Origin of the sequence: Antarctobacter albus (genome assembly GCF_900101505.1) — a bacterium.
Lineage (GTDB): Bacteria > Pseudomonadota > Alphaproteobacteria > Rhodobacterales > Rhodobacteraceae > Antarctobacter > Antarctobacter albus.
The window spans coordinates 24,227-47,677 of record NZ_FMZI01000019.1 but is presented as its reverse complement, the minus strand read 5'-3'; the positions used below and the strand labels follow the sequence as shown (position 1 = coordinate 47,677).

Annotated in this window: 15 protein-coding genes; 11 read left to right on the top strand and 4 right to left on the bottom strand. The window is 67.2% G+C overall.

From position 1 onward, the window contains the following. The first annotated feature begins 164 nt into the window (after positions 1–164). The 9 genes from BLQ71_RS23220 (at position 165) to BLQ71_RS23180 (ending at position 15,747) form a co-directional block, all read left to right on the top strand. On the top strand, positions 165–2,570 hold the full coding sequence (locus BLQ71_RS23220) for a GcvT family protein (RefSeq protein ID WP_074623428.1): 2,406 nt from the start codon (positions 165–167) through the stop codon (positions 2,568–2,570). Next, the gene (locus BLQ71_RS23215) at positions 2,570–4,117 is read left to right on the top strand and encodes a trimethylamine methyltransferase family protein (protein WP_074623427.1); all 1,548 of its coding nucleotides are present in this window, start codon (positions 2,570–2,572) and stop codon (positions 4,115–4,117) included. Before BLQ71_RS23220 ends, BLQ71_RS23215 begins: the two co-directional genes overlap by 1 nt. Before the next feature lie 95 nt (positions 4,118–4,212). Further along, entirely contained in the window at positions 4,213–4,779 is a 567-nt protein-coding gene (locus BLQ71_RS23210) for a TetR/AcrR family transcriptional regulator (RefSeq protein WP_229754844.1), read from the top strand. Continuing rightward, positions 4,776–6,026 (top strand): sarcosine oxidase subunit beta family protein, encoded by a 1,251-nt coding sequence (locus BLQ71_RS23205; protein WP_074623425.1) that lies wholly within the window; start codon positions 4,776–4,778, stop codon positions 6,024–6,026. Before BLQ71_RS23210 ends, BLQ71_RS23205 begins: the two co-directional genes overlap by 4 nt. Positions 6,027–6,107: 81 nt before the next feature. Further along, positions 6,108–6,383, top strand: a complete 276-nt coding sequence (locus BLQ71_RS23200) for a sarcosine oxidase subunit delta (RefSeq protein ID WP_074623424.1) — start codon at positions 6,108–6,110, stop codon at positions 6,381–6,383. Beyond that, a complete protein-coding gene (locus BLQ71_RS23195) occupies positions 6,380–9,190 on the top strand; it encodes a 2Fe-2S iron-sulfur cluster-binding protein (protein WP_074623423.1) in 2,811 nt (936 codons plus the stop codon). The genes BLQ71_RS23200 and BLQ71_RS23195 overlap by 4 nt, the downstream gene beginning before the upstream one ends. Then, complete coding sequence (locus tag BLQ71_RS23190) at positions 9,180–9,707, top strand: hypothetical protein (protein WP_074623422.1); 528 nt, start codon at positions 9,180–9,182, stop codon at positions 9,705–9,707. The genes BLQ71_RS23195 and BLQ71_RS23190 overlap by 11 nt, the downstream gene beginning before the upstream one ends. Before the next feature lie 95 nt (positions 9,708–9,802). Next, positions 9,803–11,686 carry an autotransporter assembly complex protein TamA gene (locus BLQ71_RS23185; RefSeq protein WP_083342348.1) on the top strand — a complete coding sequence of 628 codons (1,884 nt, stop codon included), beginning with the start codon at positions 9,803–9,805 and terminating at the stop codon, positions 11,684–11,686. Beyond that, a complete protein-coding gene (locus BLQ71_RS23180) occupies positions 11,686–15,747 on the top strand; it encodes a translocation/assembly module TamB domain-containing protein (protein WP_074623421.1) in 4,062 nt (1,353 codons plus the stop codon). The genes BLQ71_RS23185 and BLQ71_RS23180 overlap by 1 nt, the downstream gene beginning before the upstream one ends. A 282-nt stretch (positions 15,748–16,029) precedes the next feature. Here BLQ71_RS23180 and BLQ71_RS23175 read toward each other — a convergent pair whose 3' ends face one another. The 4 genes from BLQ71_RS23175 to BLQ71_RS23160 form a co-directional block, all read right to left on the bottom strand. Beyond that, complete coding sequence (locus BLQ71_RS23175) at positions 16,030–16,449, bottom strand: universal stress protein (protein ID WP_043145741.1); 420 nt, start codon at positions 16,447–16,449, stop codon at positions 16,030–16,032. 23 nt (positions 16,450–16,472) lie between these two features. Then, the gene (locus BLQ71_RS23170) at positions 16,473–19,091 is read right to left on the bottom strand and encodes a TRAP transporter permease (protein ID WP_074623420.1); all 2,619 of its coding nucleotides are present in this window, start codon (positions 19,089–19,091) and stop codon (positions 16,473–16,475) included. 234 nt (positions 19,092–19,325) lie between these two features. Next, entirely contained in the window at positions 19,326–20,291 is a 966-nt protein-coding gene (locus tag BLQ71_RS23165) for a TAXI family TRAP transporter solute-binding subunit (protein ID WP_069210057.1), read from the bottom strand. 19 nt (positions 20,292–20,310) lie between these two features. Next, on the bottom strand, positions 20,311–21,186 hold the full coding sequence (locus BLQ71_RS23160; RefSeq protein WP_074623419.1) for a MurR/RpiR family transcriptional regulator: 876 nt from the start codon (positions 21,184–21,186) through the stop codon (positions 20,311–20,313). 120 nt (positions 21,187–21,306) lie between these two features. Between BLQ71_RS23160 and BLQ71_RS23155 the strand changes: the two genes are divergently transcribed. Further along, complete coding sequence (locus BLQ71_RS23155; protein WP_083342347.1) at positions 21,307–22,116, top strand: beta-keto acid cleavage family enzyme; 810 nt, start codon at positions 21,307–21,309, stop codon at positions 22,114–22,116. Between the two features lie 9 nt (positions 22,117–22,125). After that, complete coding sequence (locus BLQ71_RS23150) at positions 22,126–23,448, top strand: aspartate aminotransferase family protein (protein WP_074623417.1); 1,323 nt, start codon at positions 22,126–22,128, stop codon at positions 23,446–23,448. Positions 23,449–23,451 lie beyond the last annotated feature (3 nt).

Below are 23,451 nucleotides of genomic sequence, written 5' to 3'. Positions count from 1 at the left end.
CCCCGTCACAAAGTGACGGGTCCAGTCCTGTCCCCGAAGAGATGGAAAATCGCAGGTCCTTCGGCCTGGTCTGTCGCTCCTGTGTCAATCTCTGGACATTTCTGTCTAGATTTGGATCCGCCCCCCTCCTAGCCTGTCAAAAACGAATCCGGGGAGGGACGGAGATGAATACGCATTACCGTGTGGTCGTGATCGGTGGGGGCGTCGTCGGCGCCTCGGTGCTGTATCACCTTGCCAAGTTCGGCTGGACCGATGTCTGCCTGCTGGAACGGTCCGTCCTGACAGCCGGCAGTTCCTGGCACGCTGCGGGAGGTATTCACGCGCTGAACGCCGATCCGAACATGGCCGCGCTGCAGGCCTATACGATCGACCTGCTCTCCGAGATCGAACAGGAAAGCGGCCAGAACATCGGGTTGCATATGACCGGCGGGCTGACGCTTGCGGGCACGCCGGACCGCTGGGAATGGCTGCAGGCCAACTACCGCGTGTTCCAGTCCATCGGCATCGACGATTGCGAGTTGCTGACCCCCGAAGAGGCGCAGCGCCGCTGCCCGATCATGTCGACCGAGGGGATCCTTGGCGCCATGTGGGCCGACCGCGAGGGGTACATCGACACCACCGGCACCGTCCATGCCTATGCCGTGGCCGCGAAGAAACGCGGCGCCAGCTATTTCGAACACACCAAGGTCGAGTCGCTGGAACAGGTGGCGGACGGCTGGAAGGTGGTGACCGACAAGGGCACCATCACCTGCGAGCATGTGGTCAACGCCGCGGGCCTCTGGGCGAAACAGGTGGGCCGCATGGCGGGGATCGAATTGCCGGTCTCGCCTTTGAAACACCACTACCTCGTGACCGAGAGCATCCCCGAGATCGCGGCTCTGGATTTCGAGGTGCCAATGACAGTCGACCTCGAGGGGTTCACCTACATGCGGCAGGACCAGAAGGGGTTGCTGCTGGGCATCTACGAGGTCGAACATGAACACTGGGCGATGGACGGCGCGCCCTGGGATTACGGGATGGAACTGTTCCAGGAACAGACCGACCGGATCGAGCATGAGCTGACCTGTGGCTTTCACCGCTATCCGGTGCTGGAAAACACCGGGGTCAAGACCTGGGTCAACGGCGCCTTCACCTTCTCGCCCGATGGCAACCCGCTGGTCGGTCCGGTGCGCGGCAAGCGCGGTTACTGGACCGCCTGCGCGGTCATGGCCGGCTTCCTTCAGGGCGGCGGTGTCGGCAAGACGCTGGCCGAATGGATGATCCACGGCGAGCCGGAGGCCGATGCCTGGCCGATGGATGTGGCGCGCTACGGCGACTACGCCCAGAACAAGCGGTACATCAAGGAGACGACCGGCCAGTTCTACTCGCGCCGTTTCGTGATGACCTACCCGAACGAACAGCTGCCCGCCGGGCGCCCGCTGAAGACCGCGCCGGCCTATACGGCCATGAGCGAGGCGGGCTGCAAATGGGGCTGCAGCTGGGACCTGGAGGTGCCGCTCTATTTCGCGCCGCAGGGGTTCGAAGAAGTGCCGACGCTGAAACGCTCGAACGCCTTCGACATCGTGGGCGAGGAATGCCGCCACGTCCGCGAAAAGGTGGGCATGGTCGACATCACCGGCTTTTCGCGGTTCGAGGTTTCGGGCCCGAACGCAGAAAAGTGGCTTGATCGGGTCATGGCTTCGAAACTGCCCAGGCCGGGCCGCGCGAAACTGGCGCCGATGCTGGAACCGGGCGGACGGCTCAAGGGCGACCTGACGGTGATGAACTGGGGCGACGGCACCTGGTGGATCATGGGCAGCTACTACCTGCGCGAATGGCACATGCGCTGGTTCCAGGATCACCTGGACGAGGGTGTTAGCATCCGTGACCTGGGCGAAGAGATCTGCGGCTTTGCCCTGACCGGCCCGCGCTCGCGCGCCGTCATAGAAAAGGTCTGCGAGGGCGCGGGCGATCTGCCTTTCATGGGCTGCGCCGCGCTGGATGTTGGCCTGTTCCGCGCCCGTGTCGCCCGCATGTCCGTCGCCGGCGAACTTGGGTACGAGATCAACGTGCGCATGGGCGATCACATCAAGCTGCGGGAACTGCTGCTGCAGGCTGGAGCCGACGAGGAGATCCGCGAATACGGCTTCAACGCGATGCTCTCGCTCAGGCTGGAAAAGAGCTTTGGCATATGGTCGGCGGAATTTACCCAGGGCTACACGCCGGGCGAAACCGGCATGGACCGCTGGATCGACTGGGACAAGGACTTCATCGGCAAGGAGGTCGCGTTGAAGGAACGCGCGGCGGGGGCAAAGCGCCGTGTCGTGACGCTGGAAGTGGATGCCACCGACGCCGATGCCAGTGGGTATGAGCCGGTCTGGAAGGATGGCAGGCGCGTGGGCTTTGTCACCTCCGGTGGCTACGGTCACACGCTGGGCAAATCCTACGCCCTGGCCATGATGGATGCGGATGCGGCAGCCGAGGGCACGGAATTGACCGTCCATGTGGTTGGCGCCGAAAGGCCCGCGCGCGTGATCGCGCCGTCGCCCTACGATCCGGCGGGCAACGCCATGCGCGGCAAGCCGGTCTGATGGCCACCGAGGCACAGACCCCGGCCCGTCGCCGCCGCAAACGCGGTGGCGACGATGCGGCCCCGGCCCGCAAGGTCAACTATCGCCAGCTGACCAACCCGTTCACCCCGCAGACGGTTTTCACGCAGGACCGCATCGAGGCCATCCACGCCACCGCCCTCCGCGTGCTCTCGGAGCTGGGCCTCAAGGTGCTGCTGCCCGAGGCGCGCAAACTCTACGCGCAGGCGGGCTGCATCGTGGACGAGGACAGCCAGATGGTCCGCATCGGGCAAGAGGTGGTCGAGGCGGCGCTGGCCTCCGCGCCCCGCCGGTTCACGCTGCATGGCGGCGATCCCTCGCGCGATCTGGACATGGCCCTGGGCACGCTTGCCTTTCAGTCCGGGGCAGGGGCGCCGAATTGTTCCGACCTCCTGCGCGGCCGCCGCGCGGGCACGTTGCGCGATGTCGAGGAGCTGACGAAACTGGTTCAGCATTTCGACGCGATCCAGATGCTTTCGCCGGGGGTGGAGCCGCAGGACATCCCCGTCCACCTGCGCCACTACGCCTTTACCCGGATGCAGTTGAGTGTCTCGGACAAGGTGCCCTTTGTCTTTTCGCGCGGGACGCCGCAGGCGCTGGACGCCTTCGAGATGATTGCCGAATTCCGCGGCCTGTCCGAGGTCGAATTCCGCACGCAGCCGCATTGCTACACGATCATCAACACCAACTCGCCACGTCAGATCGACATTCCGATGGCGCAGGGGTTGATCGACTTCGCCCGCTACGGCCAGCCCTCGGTCGTCACCCCTTTCTGCCTGATGGGGGCGATGGCGCCGGTGACGGTGGCAGGCGCGGTCACGCTCAGCCATGCCGAGGCGCTGGCGGGCATCACCCTGACCCAACTGGCCCGCCCGGGCGCGCCGGTCTGCTATGGTGCCTTCGCCTCGAACGTCGACATGAAAAGCGGCGCCCCCGCCTTCGGCACTCCTGAACAGGTCAAGGCAAGCCTGGCCGCTGGGCAACTGGCGCGTCTCGTCGGGCTGCCCTGGCGCAATGCCGCCGGATGCGCGGCCAACACCAACGATGCGCAGGCCGCGCATGAGACAGAGATCAGCGCCTGGGGCGCGCTGATGTCGGGTGCATCCATCGTCATCCACGCGGCGGGCTGGATCGAGGGCGGGCTGACCGTCAGCTACGAGAAGTTCATCACAGACATGGAGATGGTCCAGGTCATGGCAGAGCTTTGCGCCGCAACGCCCTGTTCCGATGCGGAGATCGGCTTTGACGCCCTGGCCGAGGTGCAGCCCGGCGGGCATTTCTTCGGCTGCGCGCATACGATGGAGCGCTACGCCACCGCCTTTTACGAGCCGCTGGTGGCGGACTGGTCGAACTTCGGTACCTGGACCGAACGCGGCAGCCTGGATGCCAACGACCGCGCGCTGGGGCTCTGGCAGCAGATCCTGGCCGATCACAAGGCCCCGGCCTGTGCCACCGGCGACCGGCTGGCCGCGCTGGATGGGTTCATTGCCAAACGCACCGGGGAGGGCGGCGCGGCGCCGGCGGATTGATGGCAGGAGATGACAGCGGAAAGCAGCGACAGGCCGAGGTCCCAGACCTCCCCGGCAATACCAAGGTCACACGAGAGGATTGGCTGCACGCAGCGATGGAAGTCTTGATTTCTGACGGCGTGCAATCGGTCAAGGTGCTGACCATCGGCGCGCGCCTGGGCGTGTCGCGCTCGTCCTTTTACTGGTACTTCCAGAGCCGGCAGGACCTGCTGGACCAGTTGCTGGCCGAATGGGAGCGGACCAACACCGGCGTCATGATCGCCCATGCCGGATTGCCCGCGCCGACCATCACCGCCGCGCTCAACAATTTCTTTCGCTGCGTGGTGGACCCGAAAGGCTTCAACCACCGGTTGGATTTCGCCGTCCGGGAATGGGCGCGCCGCGATGACACGGTGCGCGCCGCCCTCGACCGGTCGGACACGGCCCGGCAAGAGGCCATCGCGCAGATGTTCGCCCGCCACGGCTATGACCCGGCAGAGGCCGACATCCGCGCCCGCGTGCTTTATTACCAGCAGATCGGGTACTACGCCCTGGAACTGTCCGAAACGCTGGAGGAGCGCCTGTCACGGGTCGAGGGGTATCTCTATTGCTTCACCGGCCAGCACCCCGCCCCGAGCGAGGTCGAAGATTTCAAGCGCATTGCCCGGAGCCTGGCCGAATGACGCGCTATTCCGCCCTCGCACTGGCCCGGGAGGGGCTGCGCGGCCACCGGGGCTGGCGCCCGGCCTGGCGCAAGCCAGATCCGAAACCCGCCTATGACGCGGTGATCATCGGCGGTGGCGGGCACGGGTTGGCAACGGCTTATTACCTGGCGAAGAACCACGGGGTCAGGCGGGTTGCCGTGCTGGAAAAGGGATGGATCGGGGGCGGCAATACCGGGCGCAACACCACGGTGATCCGGTCCAACTACTTCTATCCCGAAAGCGTCGCGCTCTATGACCTCGCGCTGCGGCTCTACGAGGGGCTGAGCAAGGAGCTGAACTACAACGTCATGCTCAGCCAGCGCGGCATGCTGATCGCCGCCCACACGCCGATGCAGATGGAGATCTGCGCCCGCATCGCCAATGCCATGATGCTGAACGGCGTGGACGGCAGCCTGATGGGACCGCAGGAGGCCCGCGCCCGCCTGCCGTTGCTGAACGACGCGCCCGACGCGCGTTACCAGTGCCTGGGCGGTGTCTGGCAGGGACGCGCGGGCATCGCCCGCCATGACGCGGTGGCCTGGGGCTATGCCCGTGCCGCCAGCGCGCTGGGTGTCGACATCGTCGAGGGCACTACCGTCACCGGGATCTCCACCACGGGGGCGCGCATCACCGGGGTCGAGACCGACCGGGGCCCCATCGCCTGCGACCGCTTGGGCATCGCCGCCGCCGGGGCCACGCCGGGCCTCGTCGCGCCCCTTGGCATCCGCCTGCCGATCCATGACTACGCCTTGCAGGCCTTTGTCTCGGAACCCGTGAAACCGATGCTGGACACGGTGCTGCTGTACCTCGGCACCGGCACCTATGTCAGTCAGTCCGACAAGGGCGAACTTGTCTTCGGCGGCGGACTGGACCGGGTGCCGACGCATGGCCAGCGCGGCAACCTGCCGGTGCAGGAAACCATCGTCTCTGGCCTGTTGGAAATGTTCCCGGCCTTCGGTCAGCTGAAACTGCTGCGGCAATGGGCGGGCGTGGTGGACGTGGTGCCCGACAGCTCGCCCATCCTCGGACCCGCCGGGCCAGAGGGGCTGTTTCTCAACTGCGGCTGGGGCACCGGCGGGTTCAAGGCGATCCCAGCGGGCGGCTGGCTGCTTGCGCATATGCTGGCCACCGGCGCCCACCACGAGGTTTCGCGCCCCTTCGACCTGACCCGCTTTGCCGAGGGCCGGCTGATCGACGAGGCGGCAGGTTCGGGGATCGCCCATTGACCGGGTCCCGGACAACCCGTCCCGGCGGACAGGCCCCGCGCCGCGTCTGGTGCGCGGACCGCAGCCAACAGGAGTGACCAGATGCAGATATTCCCCTGTCCCTTCTGCGGTCCCCGCGACGAGACCGAGTTTCATTTTGCCGCCGAGGCGGGTAAGCATCGCCCTGAGCCGGCGCCCGAGGTCACGGACACCGCCTGGTCCGATTACCTTTACGGCGCGGATGCGCCGAAAGGCCGGGCGCGAGAGGTCTGGGTGCATCTCACCTGCGGTGAATTCCTGTTGCTGACCCGCGATACCGTCACCCGCGAGGTGCTGGACGCTGCGGCGCTGCCCGGGCGCGGGGAGGCCGCGACATGAGCGGCTGGCGCCATCCGACACTGGGGCAGATCGACCGGGACAGACACCTGCGCTTTACCTTCGATGGAGAAGGGCACACAGGCTACGCGGGCGATACCCTGGCCTCGGCGCTGCTGGCCTCCGGCACCCGCGTGCTTGGCCGCAGTTTCAAGTATCACCGCCCGCGCGGTCTTTGGGGCCTTGGCGGAGAGGAGCCGAACGCACTGTTCGATGTCGGCCACGGCGGGATCTCCACGCCCAATTGCCGCGCCACGCTGACGCCGCTGCGCGACGGCATGGACCTGCGGGCCGTCAATACCCGCAAGGCCGCACGCGATCCTCTGGGCCTGCTGGACCTGGCGCAGCGCTTTCTGCCGGCGGGTTTCTACTACAAGACCTTCATGGCGGGCGGCTGGATGCGGTGGGAACCGATGATCCGCCGCATGGCGGGCCTCGGTCGTCTTGATCCGTCCAACCGCCCGTCCGGCGACATGCCGCAGCGCAACGCCCGTTGCGACCTGCTGGTGATCGGGGCCGGTCCCGCCGGGCTGGCGGCGGCCCGGGCCGCAGCGGGGCATGGGGCCACGGTCTGGCTGCTGGACGAGGCAGGCGCCCCCGGCGGCACCCTGCGCTGGCGCGGTGGAGAAATTGAGGGCGGACCCTGGCAGGACTTCGTGGCCGACACGGTGCAGAAGGTCGAGGCGGCGGGTGGCCGCGTCCTGACCGATACGACCCTTTGGGGAGCCTTCGATCACGGGCTGTTCGCGGCCTGGCAGCGGGGCGCGCGCGATTTCCATTGGCGCATCCGTGCCGCGAAAGTGGTGCTGGCGGCGGGGGCCATCGAACGACCGCTCTGGTTTGCGAACAACGATCTGCCGGGGGTCATGTCCGCCGAAGCGGCACTGCATCATCTTGTGCTCTACGGCGCCGTGGCCGGACGTCGGATCGTCCTGGCGACGGGCAATGACGGCAGCTATCCCGTGGCCGCAGCGCTGGCAGAGGCGGGATGCCATGTAACCCTGCTGGATGCCCGAGAGGACACGCCCGCAGCGCCCGAGGGCGTCGAAGTGCGCCGGGGCGTGGCGATCGACGCGGCCAGGGGAACGCGCAGCCTTGGCGCGGTCCGTGCCGGAGGGCAGCACATCGACGCCGATACCGCGCTGGTCTCGGGCGGCTATACGCCCAGCGTGCACCTGCACTGCCAGACGGGCGGCAAGCTGGACTGGGACGTGGACAGGGACGCGCTGATCCCGCGCCCCGGCACATCGCCGTTGATCCCGGCGGGGGCGGCCAATGGCACCTTCGGCCTGAACGCGGCGCTGGCAGAGGGGCATGCGGCAGGCGGCGGCATGGGGTCAGCCCCGAACGCCGCCGGCGCCACCTGGGCGCTTGCCCCCATGCGCCCGGACCCAAAGGGCAGGGGGCGCGTCTGGATCGACCCGCAGAATGACGTCACGCTCAAGGACGTGAAGCTGGCGGCACAAGAGGGCTATCGCAGCGTCGAACATCTCAAGCGCTACACCACCTTGGGCATGGCCACCGACCAGGGGCGCAGTTCCAATTTCGCGGGTCTCGCGGCGATGGCTGCACTGACCGGGCGCACGATCCCCGAAACCGGCACGACCACCTACCGCCCGCCCTTCACGCCCATTCCTCTGACTGCCCTGGGCGGGATGCGGCGCGGCGCACTGTTCAACCCGCTCAAGCGCCTCGCGCTGGAACCGCAGCACGCGGCCCTTGGCGCCACGTTCGGAGAGTACGGCGGCTGGCGCCGACCCGCCAAGTACAGCGATACGCAGGCCGAGGCGAAGGGCGCGCGCGAGACATTTGGCCTTTACGATGCCTCGCCCCTGGGCAAGATCGAGGTGATCGGCCCGGGCGCGGCGGAGCTGCTGGATTTCTGCGGCTATGTCGCCATGTCCACGCTGAAACCCGGGCGCGCGCGCTACGGGTTCATGCTGGGCGAGAATGGTGTGGTGGCGGATGATGGCGTCACCCTGCGGCTGGACGACAATCGCTTCATCCTCTCGGCCTCGTCCTCACATGTCGATCATGTGCGTTTGATCCTTGAGGAGGCGCGGCAGGACCGCTTTGACCCGTCCCGTGTCTTTGTCCATGACGTGACCGCGCAGTGGGTGACGCTCAGTGTCTCCGGCCCGCAGGCACGCACCGCGCTGGAAACCGCCGGGATGCCCGATGACGTCACCGCGCTGCGCCACATGCAGGTCGTGGAAACCCGCTGGACCCAGGTCCCCCTGCGCGCCGCCCGGGTCAGCTTTACCGGCGATGCCTGCTGGGAACTGTCCGTGCCCGCCCGCCATGCGCCCGGGTTGATGACCGTTCTCGAAGGCGCGCGCGAGGCGCTAGGCGGTCACTGGATCGGGTTGGAGGCCCTGATGATCCTGCGCGCCGAAAAGGGGTACATCCTGATCGGCAAGGACACGGACGGCATCACCATGCCGCAGGACCTGGGCTGGGGCCGCCCGCGAGAGCGGCGGCAGGACGAGTATTTCGGGCGCCGTGCCCTGTTCACGCCCGAAGCCATGCGCGAGGACCGGCGCCAGTTGGTCGGCCTGGACTGTGATGGTGCGCCGCTGCCCACCGGCGCGCATCTGGTGCCGCTGGACGGGCCCGCCCGCTCGCTGGGTTTTGTGACATCCTCCTATCATAGCCCGACGCTGAACCGATCTGTTGCCCTGGCCCTGGTGGACGCCGGGCTTGACCGAATGGGGGACACGCTGGGTGTCTTCCACCTGGGCCAACACCGCACCGCACGTATCTGCGCGCCCTGTGCCTTCGATCCGGAGGGAACCCGCCTTGCCGACTGACCTGCCTGACGACAGCACGCTCTGGACGACAGCCAGCCCCACGCCGGGCAGCATCCTGCAGGGGCAGAGCATGTCCGTCACCTGCCTGCCGGCGACGGGCGCGGCGCTGATCTCGGGAAACCTGGATGCGGCCATTGCGGCGCTTGCCCCCGGTGCGGCCTTGCTGGGCCTCCTGGACGCGCGCCCTCACACCCCCTTTGCCCTGCGCATCGCCCGAGACCGGGCCTTGCTGATCACGGCCGAGCCGCTGGACCTGGTGCCCGGCTGGCACGACGGGTTTGCGGTCAGCCCGGCGGATGATCTTTACCTCGTCCTTGCGATCACCGGAGAAGGTGCGCGCGGCCTGCAAGACGCCTGCCTGTCCGCCCCGGCGGGCAGCCCCTCGGCGGCGACGCCCTTCGGCGGGCATGCCTGCCTTGTCCTGGACAATGGCCAGGGGCCGGATGTCTGGGTTCCGGCGCCCGAGGCGGCGGCGCTCTGGCTGCGGTTGTCCCGGCTGGTTGCGGCCCTCGACTGATCCGGCTGCGCGGTCCGGCGCCGACCCCGCGCGAAAGTGACTCGGGACTGCAATTTGCCTCTTTGCGCCCGAGTCACATGTTATAGGGTAGAGGCATGGCGCAACGTCTAGATATATCCACGCGCGCAAACAGGCGCGCCAAGCGTCCGGCAGGGGCCGGGCGGCTGCGTGCGGTGCTGCGTGGCACCGTTTTTTCCGTGCTGACGGGTATTTGCCTGACGCTTCCGCGCCCGGCGGAAAGCTATGACAGCCTCACCTTCAACGTCGCCGGACCCGACAAGGAGGCGCTGATCCAGAGCCTGCGCTCGGTCTCGATTCTCTCGCAGCTGGAAGGCGAGGAAAACCGCGCGCCTCAGGACGTGCTGGCCGCCGCCCAGGGCGACTATGCCCGGCTGGTCGAGGCGCTCTATGCACAGGGCTACTACTCCGCCGTTGTGCGCATCCAGATCGACGGCCGCGAGGCCGCGACCATCCCGCCATTCTCGGTGCCTGAACGCATCGGCAAGGTGCGGGTCAAGGTGGATCCGGGTCCGACTTTTACCTTCGGAAAGGCCATTGTCGCCCCGGTCAACAAGCGCGCGCCCCTGCCAGAGGGCTTTGCGCGCGGGCAGCCGGCCCGCGCGACCGTGGTGCGCGACACGGCCCAGGCCGCGGTCGATGGCTGGCGCTCGGCGGGTTACGCCAAGGCCGGGATCGCGGATCAATCCATCACCGCGCGCCACGCGGACGCGCGGCTGGATGTGTCGCTGGCGGTTTCGAAGGGCCGGCAGTTCCGCTTTGGCGACGTGATCGTCACCTCGGAAAGCGCTGTGCGCGAGAACCGCATCCGCCAGATCGCGGGCATTCCGCGCGGCCAGACCTTCGATCCGGTCGAGGTCGACGATGCGGCGCAGCGCCTGCGCGCCACCGGCACTTTCCGGTCCGTGACGGTATCGGAGGCGGATCAGGGCGGTCCCGACGATACGCTCGACATCATGATCGACGTCACGGACCGCAAGCCGCGCCGTTTCGGCTTCGGGGCCGAGCTGTCCTCGTCCGAGGGCGTCGGGCTGTCGGGGTTCTGGCTGCACCGCAACCTCTTTGGCGGTGCCGAACGGCTGCGGGTCGAGGGCGAGGCCACCCAACTGGGCGGGTCGGGCATGCGGCCCGACTATGCGCTGAACGCCCGGTTCGAAAAACCGGCCGTCTATGGCGCCGACACCATGTTCTATGCCACCACGGGTTTCAGCTACGACGACGAGCCGGACTATATCGACCGCTCGTTCACGCTGGGCCTGGGGGTCTCGCGCGAGTTTTCCAAGCAGGTCAGCGGCGAGCTGGGGATCTCCTACAGCCGGTCGCGCATCACCGACCTTTACCTGCCGGGCGATCCGACCCGGATGCTGACCCTGTTGTCGCTGCCCACGGCCATCACCATCGACCGGCGGGACGATCCGCTGGATGCGACCGAGGGCCTGTTCCTGCGGGCCGAGCTGGAACCGTTTTCCATCGTCAGCCACGGCGAGGCCGGCGCGCGCTACGCGCTGGACCTGCGCGGTTACCGGGCCTTTGGCGTCGACGAGTCCCTGGTGTTGGCTGGGCGGCTGCAACTGGCCGGGCTCGTCGGACCGGATGCGCAGACCGCGCCGCCTGACTTCCTGCTCTACTCGGGCGGCGGCGGAACCGTGCGGGGCCAGCCCTACCGGTCCCTGGACGTGGATTATTCGGGGACGCGCCTGGGCGGGCGCAGTTTCTTGGGCCTCTCGACAGAGGTCCGCTATGACGTGACCGACACCATCGGCGTCGTGGGCTTTGCCGACGCGGGCTATGTCGGGACTGAGAGTTTCGTGGATGGGTCGGGCGACTGGCACGCCGGCGCAGGGCTTGGCCTGCGCTACGACACGCCGGTTGGGCCGATCCGCTTTGACGTGGCCGGGCCGGTGGGCGGCGACACGGGCGACGGCGTACAGATCTATATCGGGATCGGGCAGGCGTTCTGATGCGACTTTTGAGGGTTTTCCTGGTGCTGGTGCTCTGGCCGCTGGCGGCTTTGGCACAGACTGACGACCGCGGCTATATCCAGGGGCTGCTTGAGGACGCGTTGTCGGACGCGGGCCGCGACGTGCGGATCGAGGGCTTTGCCGGGGCGCTGAGTTCGCGCGCGACGATCGACCGGATCACCATTGCCGATGAGGATGGCGTCTGGCTGACCGCCACCGACGTGGCCATGACCTGGACGCGCACCGCCCTGGTGCGCGGTGCGGTCGAAATCGACGAGATCACCGTGGGCCGGATCGACATGCCGCGCCTGCCGGTACCTTTGGCCAGCGACGCGCCGCCCGCCCCGGAGGCCCGCAGCGCCTTTCAACTGCCCGAACTGCCGGTGTCCCTGAACCTCGCACAGCTGGATCTGCGCGAAGTGGCGCTTGGCGCGCCCGTCGCCACCGAGAACCTGGTGCTGCGCGTCACCGGCAATGCCCGGTTGTCGGGCGGGGACGGCAACGCGGAACTGCAGGTTCAGCGCCTGGACAAGGGTGGCAACCTGCACCTCTCGGGGGCCTATTCGAACACCAGCCGCGTGCTGACGCTGGACACCAGTTTCGAGGAACCGGCTGGCGGGCTCGCGGCGCGCGCGCTGGGCCTTGAAGGCGAGCCTGCCGTTGCGCTCAGCCTGACCGGCGACGCGCCCATCGACGATTTCGAAGCGAGCCTGCGGCTTTCGACCGATGGTGTCGAACGGCTGGCGGGGCAGGTGATCCTGCGGGCCGATGGCGATACCGAGACACAACGCGTCTCGCTGGACATCGGCGGGGACCTGGCGCCGTTGCTGGCGCCCGCCTACCGCGAGTTCCTGGGCGATGACATCGCGCTCAAGGCCGAGGCGACGCGCAGCGCGGACGGCGCCATCGCCCTGCAGGACCTGCGGCTGAGCGCCGAGGCGCTGCTGTTGACCGGCTCCGCTTCCATCAATGGCGATGGCTGGCCAGAGCGGTTGTCGCTCGAAGGGCAGATCACGCCGCCCGAAGGCGACGAGGTGCTGCTGCCGCTGCCGGGGCAGGAGGTCTATGTCACCGGCGTCACGCTGAAAGGCTCCTTTGACGCTTCGCAGGGCAATGGCTGGGCGCTGCGCCTGCAATCCGACCGGATCACCACCGCAGCGGGGCAGGCGGATCGCCTGTTGCTGAGCGGCGTGGGAGAGATCGACCGCGATGCGCCCCGTGTGACCGGCGACCTGATGCTGGCCGCGGGCGGCTTGGCCCTGGCCGATCCGGCCCTGGCCGAGGCCGTGGGCACGGCATTGCGCGGTGCGCTCTCCATCGACTGGGAGCCCAGTGCGCCGTTCTATCTTCGCGGGCTGGACCTGTCTGGGGCCGATTACGGCCTGACCGGTGTCCTGACCTTTACCGATGCCGAGACACTGAACCCGCGTGTCACCCCCGATCTGCGGTTGTCGGCCGAGGACCTGTCGCGCTTTGCCGCGCTGGCGGGCGTGGCGCTGGAAGGCGCTGCCAACCTGACCATCCGGGGCGAGGTCGCCCCGGTCACCGGCGGTTTCGACCTTGTTCTCGACGGCACCACGCGCGGCCTGGCGACGGGCATCGCGCAGGTCGATCCGTTGATCGCGGGCGTCGGCAGCCTGCAGGTCGAAGCGGTGCGCGACGAGGCCGGTCTGAGGGCCGAGAAACTCCTGCTGGTCACGCCCGAGGCGCGGATTGAGGGCGGCGGGACGCTGGCCACGGGGGCCAGCAGCCTGCGGGCCGAGGCGCGCATTCGTGAAACCGCGCTTGTCCTGCCCGAATTGAACGGCCCCACCACGCTGGTGCTGCGCGCCGACCAGGCCGGCGACGTCTGGACGCTGGGGGCCGAAGGCGACCTGGCCCGGGCCGGACGGCTGAACTATGCCGGGACGGTGGATCTTGGCCCCGATGTGCCGCTTGCCGACGGGCGGCTCGAAGCGACGCTGACCCGCCTGTCGGCCTTTTCCGGGCTGGCGGGCCGTCGACTGGGCGGCAGCGCCGAGCTGACCGTGACCGGCAGGGGCGGCCTGGACGGGGCCGATTTCGATGTCAGCGCCGAAGGACGCGTGACCGACGTCCGACTGGGCCTGCCGGAGATCGACCCGTTGCTGGTCGGCCGCACCGCGTTGAGCGTCAAGGCCACGCGCAGCGGAAACGGGGCGATCCGCTTTGACCCGTTGCGTCTGGACGGGGTTGTGAATGCACGGTTCACCGGCACGGTGGACCCGGCCGGGACCTATGGCCCGGAAGTGGACGGGCAGCTGACGGCCAGCGCGGCCTCGCTGTCACCCCTGTCGCGGCTGACAGGCCAGAACCTGCGCGGCGCGGCCCAGATCGAGGCCGAGGCATCGGGCGGCGTGCTGGACGGTCCGCTGAACCTGACGGCGGTTGTGCGGGGGCAGGGGCTTGGCATCGGCAATCCGACGGTCGACCCGCTGCTGGCGGGCAATTCCCGGCTGGACTTGCAGGTTGAGCGGCTGGACAGCGGCGCTTATCGGATCGGCCAGGCGATGCTGGATGCCAGCGGCATCGACGGAAGGGTAACCGGCAGCTATGGCCCTGGCGAAGCGGCGGATCTGAACCTGGTTCTGGCGCTGGCCAACCTTGGCCAGATCGTGCCGGATCTGCCCGGCACGGCACAGGTCACGGGCAGTGCCCGACGCAGCGGCGGACCCTGGCAACTGTCCCTGGACGGAACCGGCCCGGCGGGCATCGGCGCGCGTCTGCGCGGCTCCGCCGCTGCCGACTTCAGCCGCCTAGACGTGGCGCTGACAGGCTCGGCGCCGCTGGCCCTGGCCAACGGTCGGCTGGCGCCGCAGGTGGTCAGCGGCATCGCGCGCTTCGACCTGGGCCTGTCCGGACCGCCGGCGCTCTCCTCCGTCTCGGGAACGATCTCGACCGATGGCGCCCGCTTTGCTGCGCCGGCGCAGAACATCGTTCTGAGCGGACTGGGTGGGCAGATCCGCCTGTCCGGCGGCGGTGCCGAGGTGTCTATGGCCGGTGCCCTCGACAGCGGCGGGCGGGTGTCGCTGGAAGGCCCGGTCACCCTCGCGGCACCGTTCAACGCGGGGCTGGTCCTGCGCCTGCAAAGCGCGGTCGTGCGCCAACCGGACCTGTTCGAGACCACGGCAAACGGGCGCATCCGGATCGAAGGCCCCCTGACGGGCGGTGCACGGATCTCGGGCACCATCGACCTGGGCGAGGTCGAGGCTCGGATCCCGAACATCGGCGCCAGCTATGCGGCGCTGGACGGATTGGAACACCGGGGCATGCCAGGCGACGTGGCCGTAACCCTGCGCTACGCGGGCATGGACCGCAGCGCGCAGGCTGCCGGGGCGCCGCTGCCGGCCTTCCCGCTGGACGTGACCGTCCGGGCGGAGAACCGGATCTTTGTGCGGGGCAGGGGGCTGGACGCGGAATTGGGTGGTAGCCTGCGCCTGAACGGCACCACCTCCGACATCGTTCCGGCCGGGCAATTCGACCTGATCCGGGGCCGGCTGGACCTGTTGGGCCGCCGCCTGGACCTGACCGAGGGCGCGGTCTTCCTGCGCGGCAGCTTTGACCCGGTGGTCCGCTTCGTCGCGACCACGCGCGTCGAGGACACGGATATCACCATCACCATCGAGGGGCCCGCCTCGTCACCCGAGTTGCGCGTGGGGTCCATGCCCGAGTTGCCTCAGGATGAGGCCATGTCCTTTTTCCTCTTTGGCCGATCGGTAACAGAGCTGTCTGCCTTGCAGGCGGTTCAACTGGCCTCGGCGATCCGGACACTGTCCGGCCGTGGCGGTCTGGGGCTCACGGAATCCCTGCGCAGCGGCCTGGGGGTGGCGGACCTTGACGTGGGAACCAGCGATGACGGTACAGCCCGCGCGCGCGTTGGCGCCTACCTGGGCGAGAACATCTACAGCGATGTCAGTGTCGACGCCAAGGGCAAGACCGAGATCAACCTGAACCTGAACGTCAATTCCAACGTGACGGTGCGCGGGCGCCTGGGATCCGACGGGTCGAGCGGGCTGGGCGTGTTTTTCGAACGCGACTACTGAAGGGGGCGCCGGGACGGGACTGTTTGCGGCTTTGCCGCAAAGACGCCCGCCCGCCGACCCTGTGAACAGGCTGCGCCTGTTGCCGGCTTCGGGAGTCACCAGGGAACAAGCATCGCCTGATCCGCAGTCCCTCCCTCGCTTTTCGAGGGCCTGAGCCGGGGCGCGGGAGGGCTCCGGAGAACAGGCTGGGTGACGGATCTTCTCTGGTCCTGCAATGGGGCGAAATGCAAACGGCCCCGATCCTTGGGGACCGGGGCCGTCTTGATCGAACCTATGGAGTTTTCAGCGTACCACCAGGACCGACTGTTTTGCGTGGCGGACCACCCGCGCGGCATTCGGGCCGACCAGGTAGTCGCGCAATTCGGGACGATGTGCCCCGACGACGATCGCCTCGGCACCGATGTCTTCGGCGGTGCGGATGATCTTGTCGTAGACCGTGCCCTGGTCGACGTGCACATGGGCCTCGATCCCCAGCACCTCGTCGATCCACTTGTGCATGTTGGTGCGGGTTTCCTCCATCATCGTACCGGCGAAATCGCCGCCGAAGGCGGAGCCGACGAGGGCGAAGCCCATCGCCGGAACCACGCTGACCACATGCACCTCTGCCCCGCACATGCGGGCCAGCTTGCCGCCGTACTCGGCGATGCGCGCGGCGCCGCTGGTGTCGTTCAGGTCGACCGCGAGAAGGATCTTGCTGTACATCTCGTCTCTCCTCTTTGAGCCGCTCAGAACGGGGCCTGGGTGGCACGGCGGCGCTGCACCAGGACGATGCCCGCCAGGAGCAGCAGTGCCGGGATGAAGAAGATCTCCTTGGGCATGCGCTCGTTCTCGATCTCGACCCGGGTGATCTGGACGGGATCGTCGGCGTAATAGTCGAACTCCTGCCCGCTGACCGGCTGGATCAGGTCCGGCCCGCCAAAGGGTTCGTCCAGCAGCAGTTTGCCGTCCTCCTCGTTGACCACGAGGCCCTGTGCGTCCAGCGTCTCGGCCCCGGCAGAGGGCAGGACGATGGTCACGGGCCTGACTTCGAAAGTGTCGAAATCCGGGCCTTCGACGGTGATCCGCACGTCCTTGCCCTCTGGCACGTCGGCCATGAGCGCCAGCGCGGCCGGTCCCTCGGCGCTGTTGTACTTCTCGCTCACCTGGTCGAGGAAGTAGCCGGGGCGGAACAGCATGAAGGCGATCAGCAGCAGGACCGCCGTCTCCCACAGCTTCGACTTGGCGATGAAATAGCCCTGCGTCGCAGCGGCAAACAGCAACATCGCCGTCAGTGATATGAAGAAGACGAAGATCGCCTTGAACAGTCCCACGTCGATCAGCAACAGGTCGGTGTTGAAGATGAAGAGGAAGGGCAGCAGCGCCGTCCGGATGTCGTAGGCAAAGCCCTGGACACCTGTCTTGATCGGGTCCCCGCGCGAGATCGCCGCCGCCGCGTAGGCCGCAAGGCCCACCGGTGGCGTGTCATCCGCGAGGATGCCGAAATAGAAGACGAACATGTGCACCGCGATCAACGGCACGATCAGCCCCGCCTGCGCGCCGACGCTGACGATGACCGGCGCCATGAGCGAGCTGACGACGATGTAGTTGGCCGTCGTCGGCAGGCCCATCCCAAGGATCAGCGAGAGGATGGCCACGAGGATCAGCAGGACCATCAGGTTGCCGCCCGAGATCACCTCGATCACCTGGCCGATGACCTGGTGGGCGCCGGTCAGGCTGATGGTGCCGACGATGATGCCGGCGGCCCCGGTGGCGACGCCGATGCCGATCATGTTGCGCGCGCCCAGGATCAGGCCCTGTACGAAGTCGGTCCAGCCGGCCAGGGCCTCGGCCACATGGCCCTCACCGCGGAAGAAGGCCTTGAGCGGGCGGTGGGTCAGGGCGATGATGATCATGAAGATCGTTGCCCAGAAGGCCGACAGCGCGGGCGAGAGCCGGTCGAGGTTCTCGGTCCGGACCATCAGGTTCCACACCAGGATGAAGATCGGCACCGAGAAGTAGAGACCGCCGATCAGGGTGGGTGTCAGGCGGGGCGCCGTGGGTTCGCCCTCGGTGTCCTCCTCGATGTCGGGATAGCGCGCGGACAGCCAGACCAGCGCGACGTAGAGCACGCCGACCAGGGCCACCGCCGCGTAGATGGAATCGCCCATGATCGGGTCGAGGATGCCGCGCAGGCCGATCATCAGGAAGGCGCAGATCCCGAGGAAGATGAAGCCGGACAGGAAAAGGATCAGGATCATCAGGACGCCGATCTTGCGGCCCGGCTTCTCCAGCCCCCTGAGGCCCATCTTGAGCGACTCAAGGTGCACGATATAGAGCAGCGCGATGTAGGAGATCACCGCTGGCAGGAAGGCGTGCTTGACCACGTCGATGTAGGGAATGTTGACGTATTCCACCATCAGGAAGGCGGCGGCGCCCATGACGGGCGGGGTCAGTTGGCCGTTGGTGGAGCTGGCCACCTCGACCGCGCCGGCCTTTTCCGCCGGAAAGCCGATGCGCTTCATCAGCGGGATGGTGAAGGTGCCCGTCGTCACCGTGTTGGCGATCGAAGAGCCGGAAATCATGCCGGTCAGCATCGAGGACAGGACCGAGGCCTTGGCCGGGCCGCCGCGCAGCGCGCCCAGCAGCGCGATGGCCACCCGGATGAACCAGTTGCCGCCGCCCGCGCGGTCAAGCAGGGCGCCGAACAGCACGAAGAGGAAGATCATCGTTGTCGAGACGCCCAGCGCCACGCCAAAGACCCCCTCGGTCTGCATCCAGTAGTGGCCCAGGGCCTTGGACAGCGAGGCGCCGCCGTAGTTGGTGATGTTTCGCGCCCATTCCGAATAGCCGCCGAAGAAGGCGAAGAGCACGAAACAGGAGGCGATGATGACCAGTGGCAGGCCCAGGGATCGGTAGACCGATATCATCAGGACCACCATGCCGATGGCCGACATCACGATGTCGGAGGTGTTCCAAAGCCCGGGCCGGTCGGCGATCTGAAAGCGGAAGGCCACAAGATAGAGACAGGCCGAGACGCCCAGGATCAGCAGCGCCCAGTCATAGGCCGGGATGCGGTCGCGCGGGGCGGATTTCGTCAGCGGAAAGGCCATTGTCGCCAGGGCGATGGCAAAGGCGAGGTGCACGAAACGCGCCTGCGCCACGACATTCGCGAAAAAGCTGATGCCGGTGGTCGTGGCCAGCATGCTGGGCACCCGCGATGCGATGTAGAGCTGGAACAGCGACCAGACGATGCAGGTGCCGATGATCAGCTGTGCCTGCCATCTGGCCTGCGGGTTGCGCGCGCCGGTATCCGCTTCGGCGACCATGTCGTCGGCGCTGCGGTCCTGAGCCTGTGGATCGGCCATGATGTCCCCCTGTGTTTTTTCTTTGTCGCGGGCGGTTCGGGATGCCCTGCAAATGCCTTCGAAGACATTGGATCGTGCGCGCCCGGGTGCGGGCGCGTCCGTGGATCGGATCGTGGCGCCGCGTCGCGGTCGCCGGAAAACGCTTTGGGCGTCTCTCAAATCTCTTCGAAGAAATTTGTCCTGCCAAGGAAAAACGGCGGCAGGTCTGCCCTGCCGCCGTCCGTGGCCCGAGGATTACTCGATCAGGCCCAGTTCCTTGTAGGCTTTCTCGGCGCCCGGGTGCAGCGGTGCGCTGAGGCCGTCCTTGACCATCTGTGCCGGGTCGAGGTTGGCGAAGGCCGGGTGCAGCTGGCGGAAGTCGTCGATGTTTTCCATCACCGCCTTGGCCACGACGTAGACCACGTCCTCGGAAATGTCCGCGGAGGTGACGAAGGTCGCGCCCACGCCAAAGGTGGTCACGTCCGAATCGGTGCCGTCGTACATGCCGGCCGGGATCGTGGCCACACGGTAGTAGGGGTTGTCGCCGACCAGCTTGTCGATCGGTTCACCCACGACGTCGATCACCTGCACGTCGCAGGTGGTGGCCGCTTCCTTGATGGCGGCGGCCGGGTGGCCGATGGTGTAGATCATCGCGTCGATGTTGCCGTCGCAAAGCTGCTTGGCCATTTCCGAGCCCTTGTACTCGGTCGCAAGGGCGAAATCGTCCATCGTCATGCCGAAGGCTTCCATGACCACTTCCATCGTGGCGCGCTGGCCCGAACCGGGGTTGCCGACGTTCACGCGCTTGCCCGCGAGGCCCTCGAACCCGGTGATGCCGCTGTCGCCGCGAACCAGCAGGGTGAAGGGCTCGGGGTGGACCGAGAACACCGCGCGGATTTCGGGGAAGGGGTTGTCGGAGAAGGTCGAGGTGCCGTTGTAGGCATGGTACTGCCAGTCGGACTGCGCGACGCCGAATTCCAGCTCGCCGGCCTTGATGGTGTTGATGTTGTAGACGGACCCGCCGGTGGATTCGACCGCACAGCGGATGCCGTGCTCCTTGCGGGACTTGTTGACGAGGCGGCAGATCGCGCCGCCGGTGGGATAGTAGACCCCGGTCACACCGCCGGTGCCGATCGAGATGAACTCCTGCGCCGAAGCCATCGGTGCCGCGCACGCCACACCCAGGGCCACGACGGCACCGAGTTTCACATTATCGAACATAACTTCTCTCCTGTTGTCGTTATGGTGAGGTCTCATCCGCCCAGAAATCTCCCAGGCGTCGGTTTCTTTCCTCTACCAGGCGAATCTTTTCGCCTATGTCATCTTCGGACTGCGCGACGAGCATCGCAACCAGAGTTTCCATGAGCGCAAGTGTCGCCACGTAAGAGGAAAAGAACTGCGGGCTGTCCGACGGCACGCAAAAGCCGAGGTCGGCATGCATCAATGCCGGGCTTGCGTGGGTGTCGGTCAGAACGATCGTGGTTGCGCCGCTTTCGCGTGCCATCTGCGTGGCAAGGACGGCGCGTCGGGCATAGGGGGTCTTGGTGATGACCAGGAAGACATCGCCCGGTTGCAACAGTCCGATCGCCGCCGAAAGCGCGCTGCCCGCGCGCGACAGGACGGTCCAGTCGGACTGGAAATAATTGGCCAGGTAGGCGAGGTGCTCGGCGATCCCGTGCGAGGCGAAAGCGCCGAAAACGGTGACGCGGCGCGCCCGGGCCAGGGCGTTCACCGCCTCTTGCAGGCGTTCGCGGTCGATCCCCTGGGCCAGGCTGGCGATGTTCGACATGCAGGCCCCCGCCTGCCGGTCCAGCATCGAGGAGTCTTCTTCGCCGGGGGTCTGCAACTGCGTCGCTTTTTCGGCAAAGGACACCACCTGATCGCCGATGGCCTGACGGGACAGTTCGCGCAGCTCTTCGTAGCTGGTGAAATCCAGCGCCCGCGCCAGCCGCGAAAAGGTGGCCGGAGACACCGCGCTGGCCGCCGAGACCGACCGCAGCGACCGGGTGGCCACCTCGACGGGATGGGCGATGACGTAGTCCGCCGCCTCTCTCAACTTGTGGCTCAAACCGCCGTAGCGGTGCGCGATGCGCGCTTCGAGACGCTTGGCGGGCATCCGCTCTCCTGGATCGTTGCGACTGTTTCAGGATGTTTCATATGTTTTACATCTTGTCAACTTGAGAAACATATGTTTCAACGCTTTCTATTCGCAGCCTAGCCGAAAAGTGCCTTTGTCATGGGCCATGACCTCGCGTCACCCGTAGCTTCCGTGAAAATCATGGCCGCGCCAAACGGCGCCCGGCGTACGAAATCCGATCACCGGGCCTTGCCGATGACCGCAGCTGAACTGGCCGCGGAGGCGCGCGCCTGCCAGCAAGCCGGGGCCTGGGCGCTGCACATGCATGTGCGCGATACGCTTGGCCGGCATTCTCTGGACCCGGTGCTGTACCGCGAGGCTGTCGCCGAGGTGCGGGCCGCCGCACCGGGCCTGTTCGTGCAGATCACGACAGAGGCGGTGGGCCGCTATTCGGTCGCGGCACAGTTCGACTGCCTGCGCGAGGTCGTCCCCGAAGGCGCCAGCGTCTCGACCCGGGAAATGGCCCGCGATGTCGAGACCGCCGGCAGGCTCTACGCCTTTGCCGCCGAGGCGGGGATTGCGCTGCAGCACATCCTCTATGACCTGGCGGATCTGCAGACCCTGCGCAGCTTTCGCGCCGGCGGAGTGATTCCGTCCGGGGAGTGTTCGGTGCTGCTGGTCTTCGGCACCTATGAACCCCCGGTTCCGGCCCGCGTCGATGCCGTCCCCGAGGCTGTCGAGGCGCTGGAACGCGGGTTCCCCGACTGGGCCGCCTGCGCCTTTGGCCCGACAGAAGAGCCGGTGCTTGTCGAGGTCGCGAAACGTGGCGGCAATGTCCGCATCGGGTTCGAGAACAACATCCATCGTCCGGATGGCACGCTGGCCGTCAGCACCGCTGACAATATCCGTCATTTCCGATCCGCCCTGGCGCGCGCCAGCGGGTCGGAGGAATTGGCACAAACAAGGTAGAAAACGCCCATGTCCCATGTCTTCCATCGCAGCAGCGTCAAGGCGCCGCCCGCGGTTTCCCGCGGCGAGGGGGCCTATCTTTATGACCAGTCCGGCAAGGCCTACCTGGATGGGTCCGGCGGCGCCGCCGTGTCCTGCCTGGGCCACGGCGACGCCCATGTGACAGAGGCGATCCGCGCACAGCTGGACCAGGTCGCCTTTGCACATACCGGCTTCTTCACCTCCCCCCCGGCAGAGGCGCTGGCCGACCGGCTGGTGGCGCTTGCGCCGGGTGATCTGAACCGCGTCTATTTCGTCTCCGGCGGGTCCGAGGCGATGGAAGCGGCGCTGAAACTGGCGCGGCAGTATCACCTTGAGCGCGGCGAGGCGGGCCGCAGCCGGATCATCGCCCGCCGGCAAAGCTATCATGGCAACACGCTGGGCGCCCTGGCCACTGGCGGCAACGCCTGGCGGCGCGAACCCTTTGCGCCGCTCCTGATGGAGGTCAGCCATGTCGCGCCCTGCTATGCCTATCGCGGGCAACAGGAGGGCGAGAGCGAGGCCGCCTATTGCGACCGCCTGATCGCCGAGATCGAGGATGAGATCGCACGCGTCGGCCCGGAAAGTGTCATGGCCTTTGTGGCCGAACCTGTTGTCGGCGCCACGCTGGGTGCGGTGCCCTCGGTGCCCGGATATTTCAAGCGGATCCGCGAGATCTGCGACCGGCACGGCATCCTGATGATCCTTGACGAGGTCATGTGCGGCATGGGCCGGACCGGCACGTTGTTTGCCTGCGAGCAGGACGGGGTGGCGCCGGACATCCTCTGCGTGGCCAAGGGGCTGGGCGCGGGATACCAGCCCATCGGGGCGATGCTCTGCACCGAGATCATGCACAAGGTGATCGCGCAGGGCAGCGGCTTTTTCCAACACGGTCACACCTATGTGGGTCACCCGGTTGCCTGTGCGGCGGCGGGCGCGGTGCTGGACCGTGTGGTCGGCGACGACCTGCTGGGCCGGGTGCATCCGATGGGGGCTGTTCTGCGCGGAATGCTCGAGGACCGGTTTGGCCAGCACCCCCATGTCGGCGACATCCGGGGCAGGGGCCTGTTCCTGGGGCTGGAACTGGTCCAGGACCGCGCCACCAAGGCACCCATCGACCCCGCGCGCAAGATCCATGCCCAGGTCAAGGCGGCGGCCTTTGCCGAAGGGCTGATCTGCTACCCGAACGGCGGCACCATCGACGGCAAGCAGGGCGCACATGTTCTGCTGGCCCCGCCCTTCATCCTGACAGAGGATCAGGCGGCGGAACTGGTCGACAAATTGGCCCGCGCCTTCGTGGCCGTGGGTCTGTAAGGG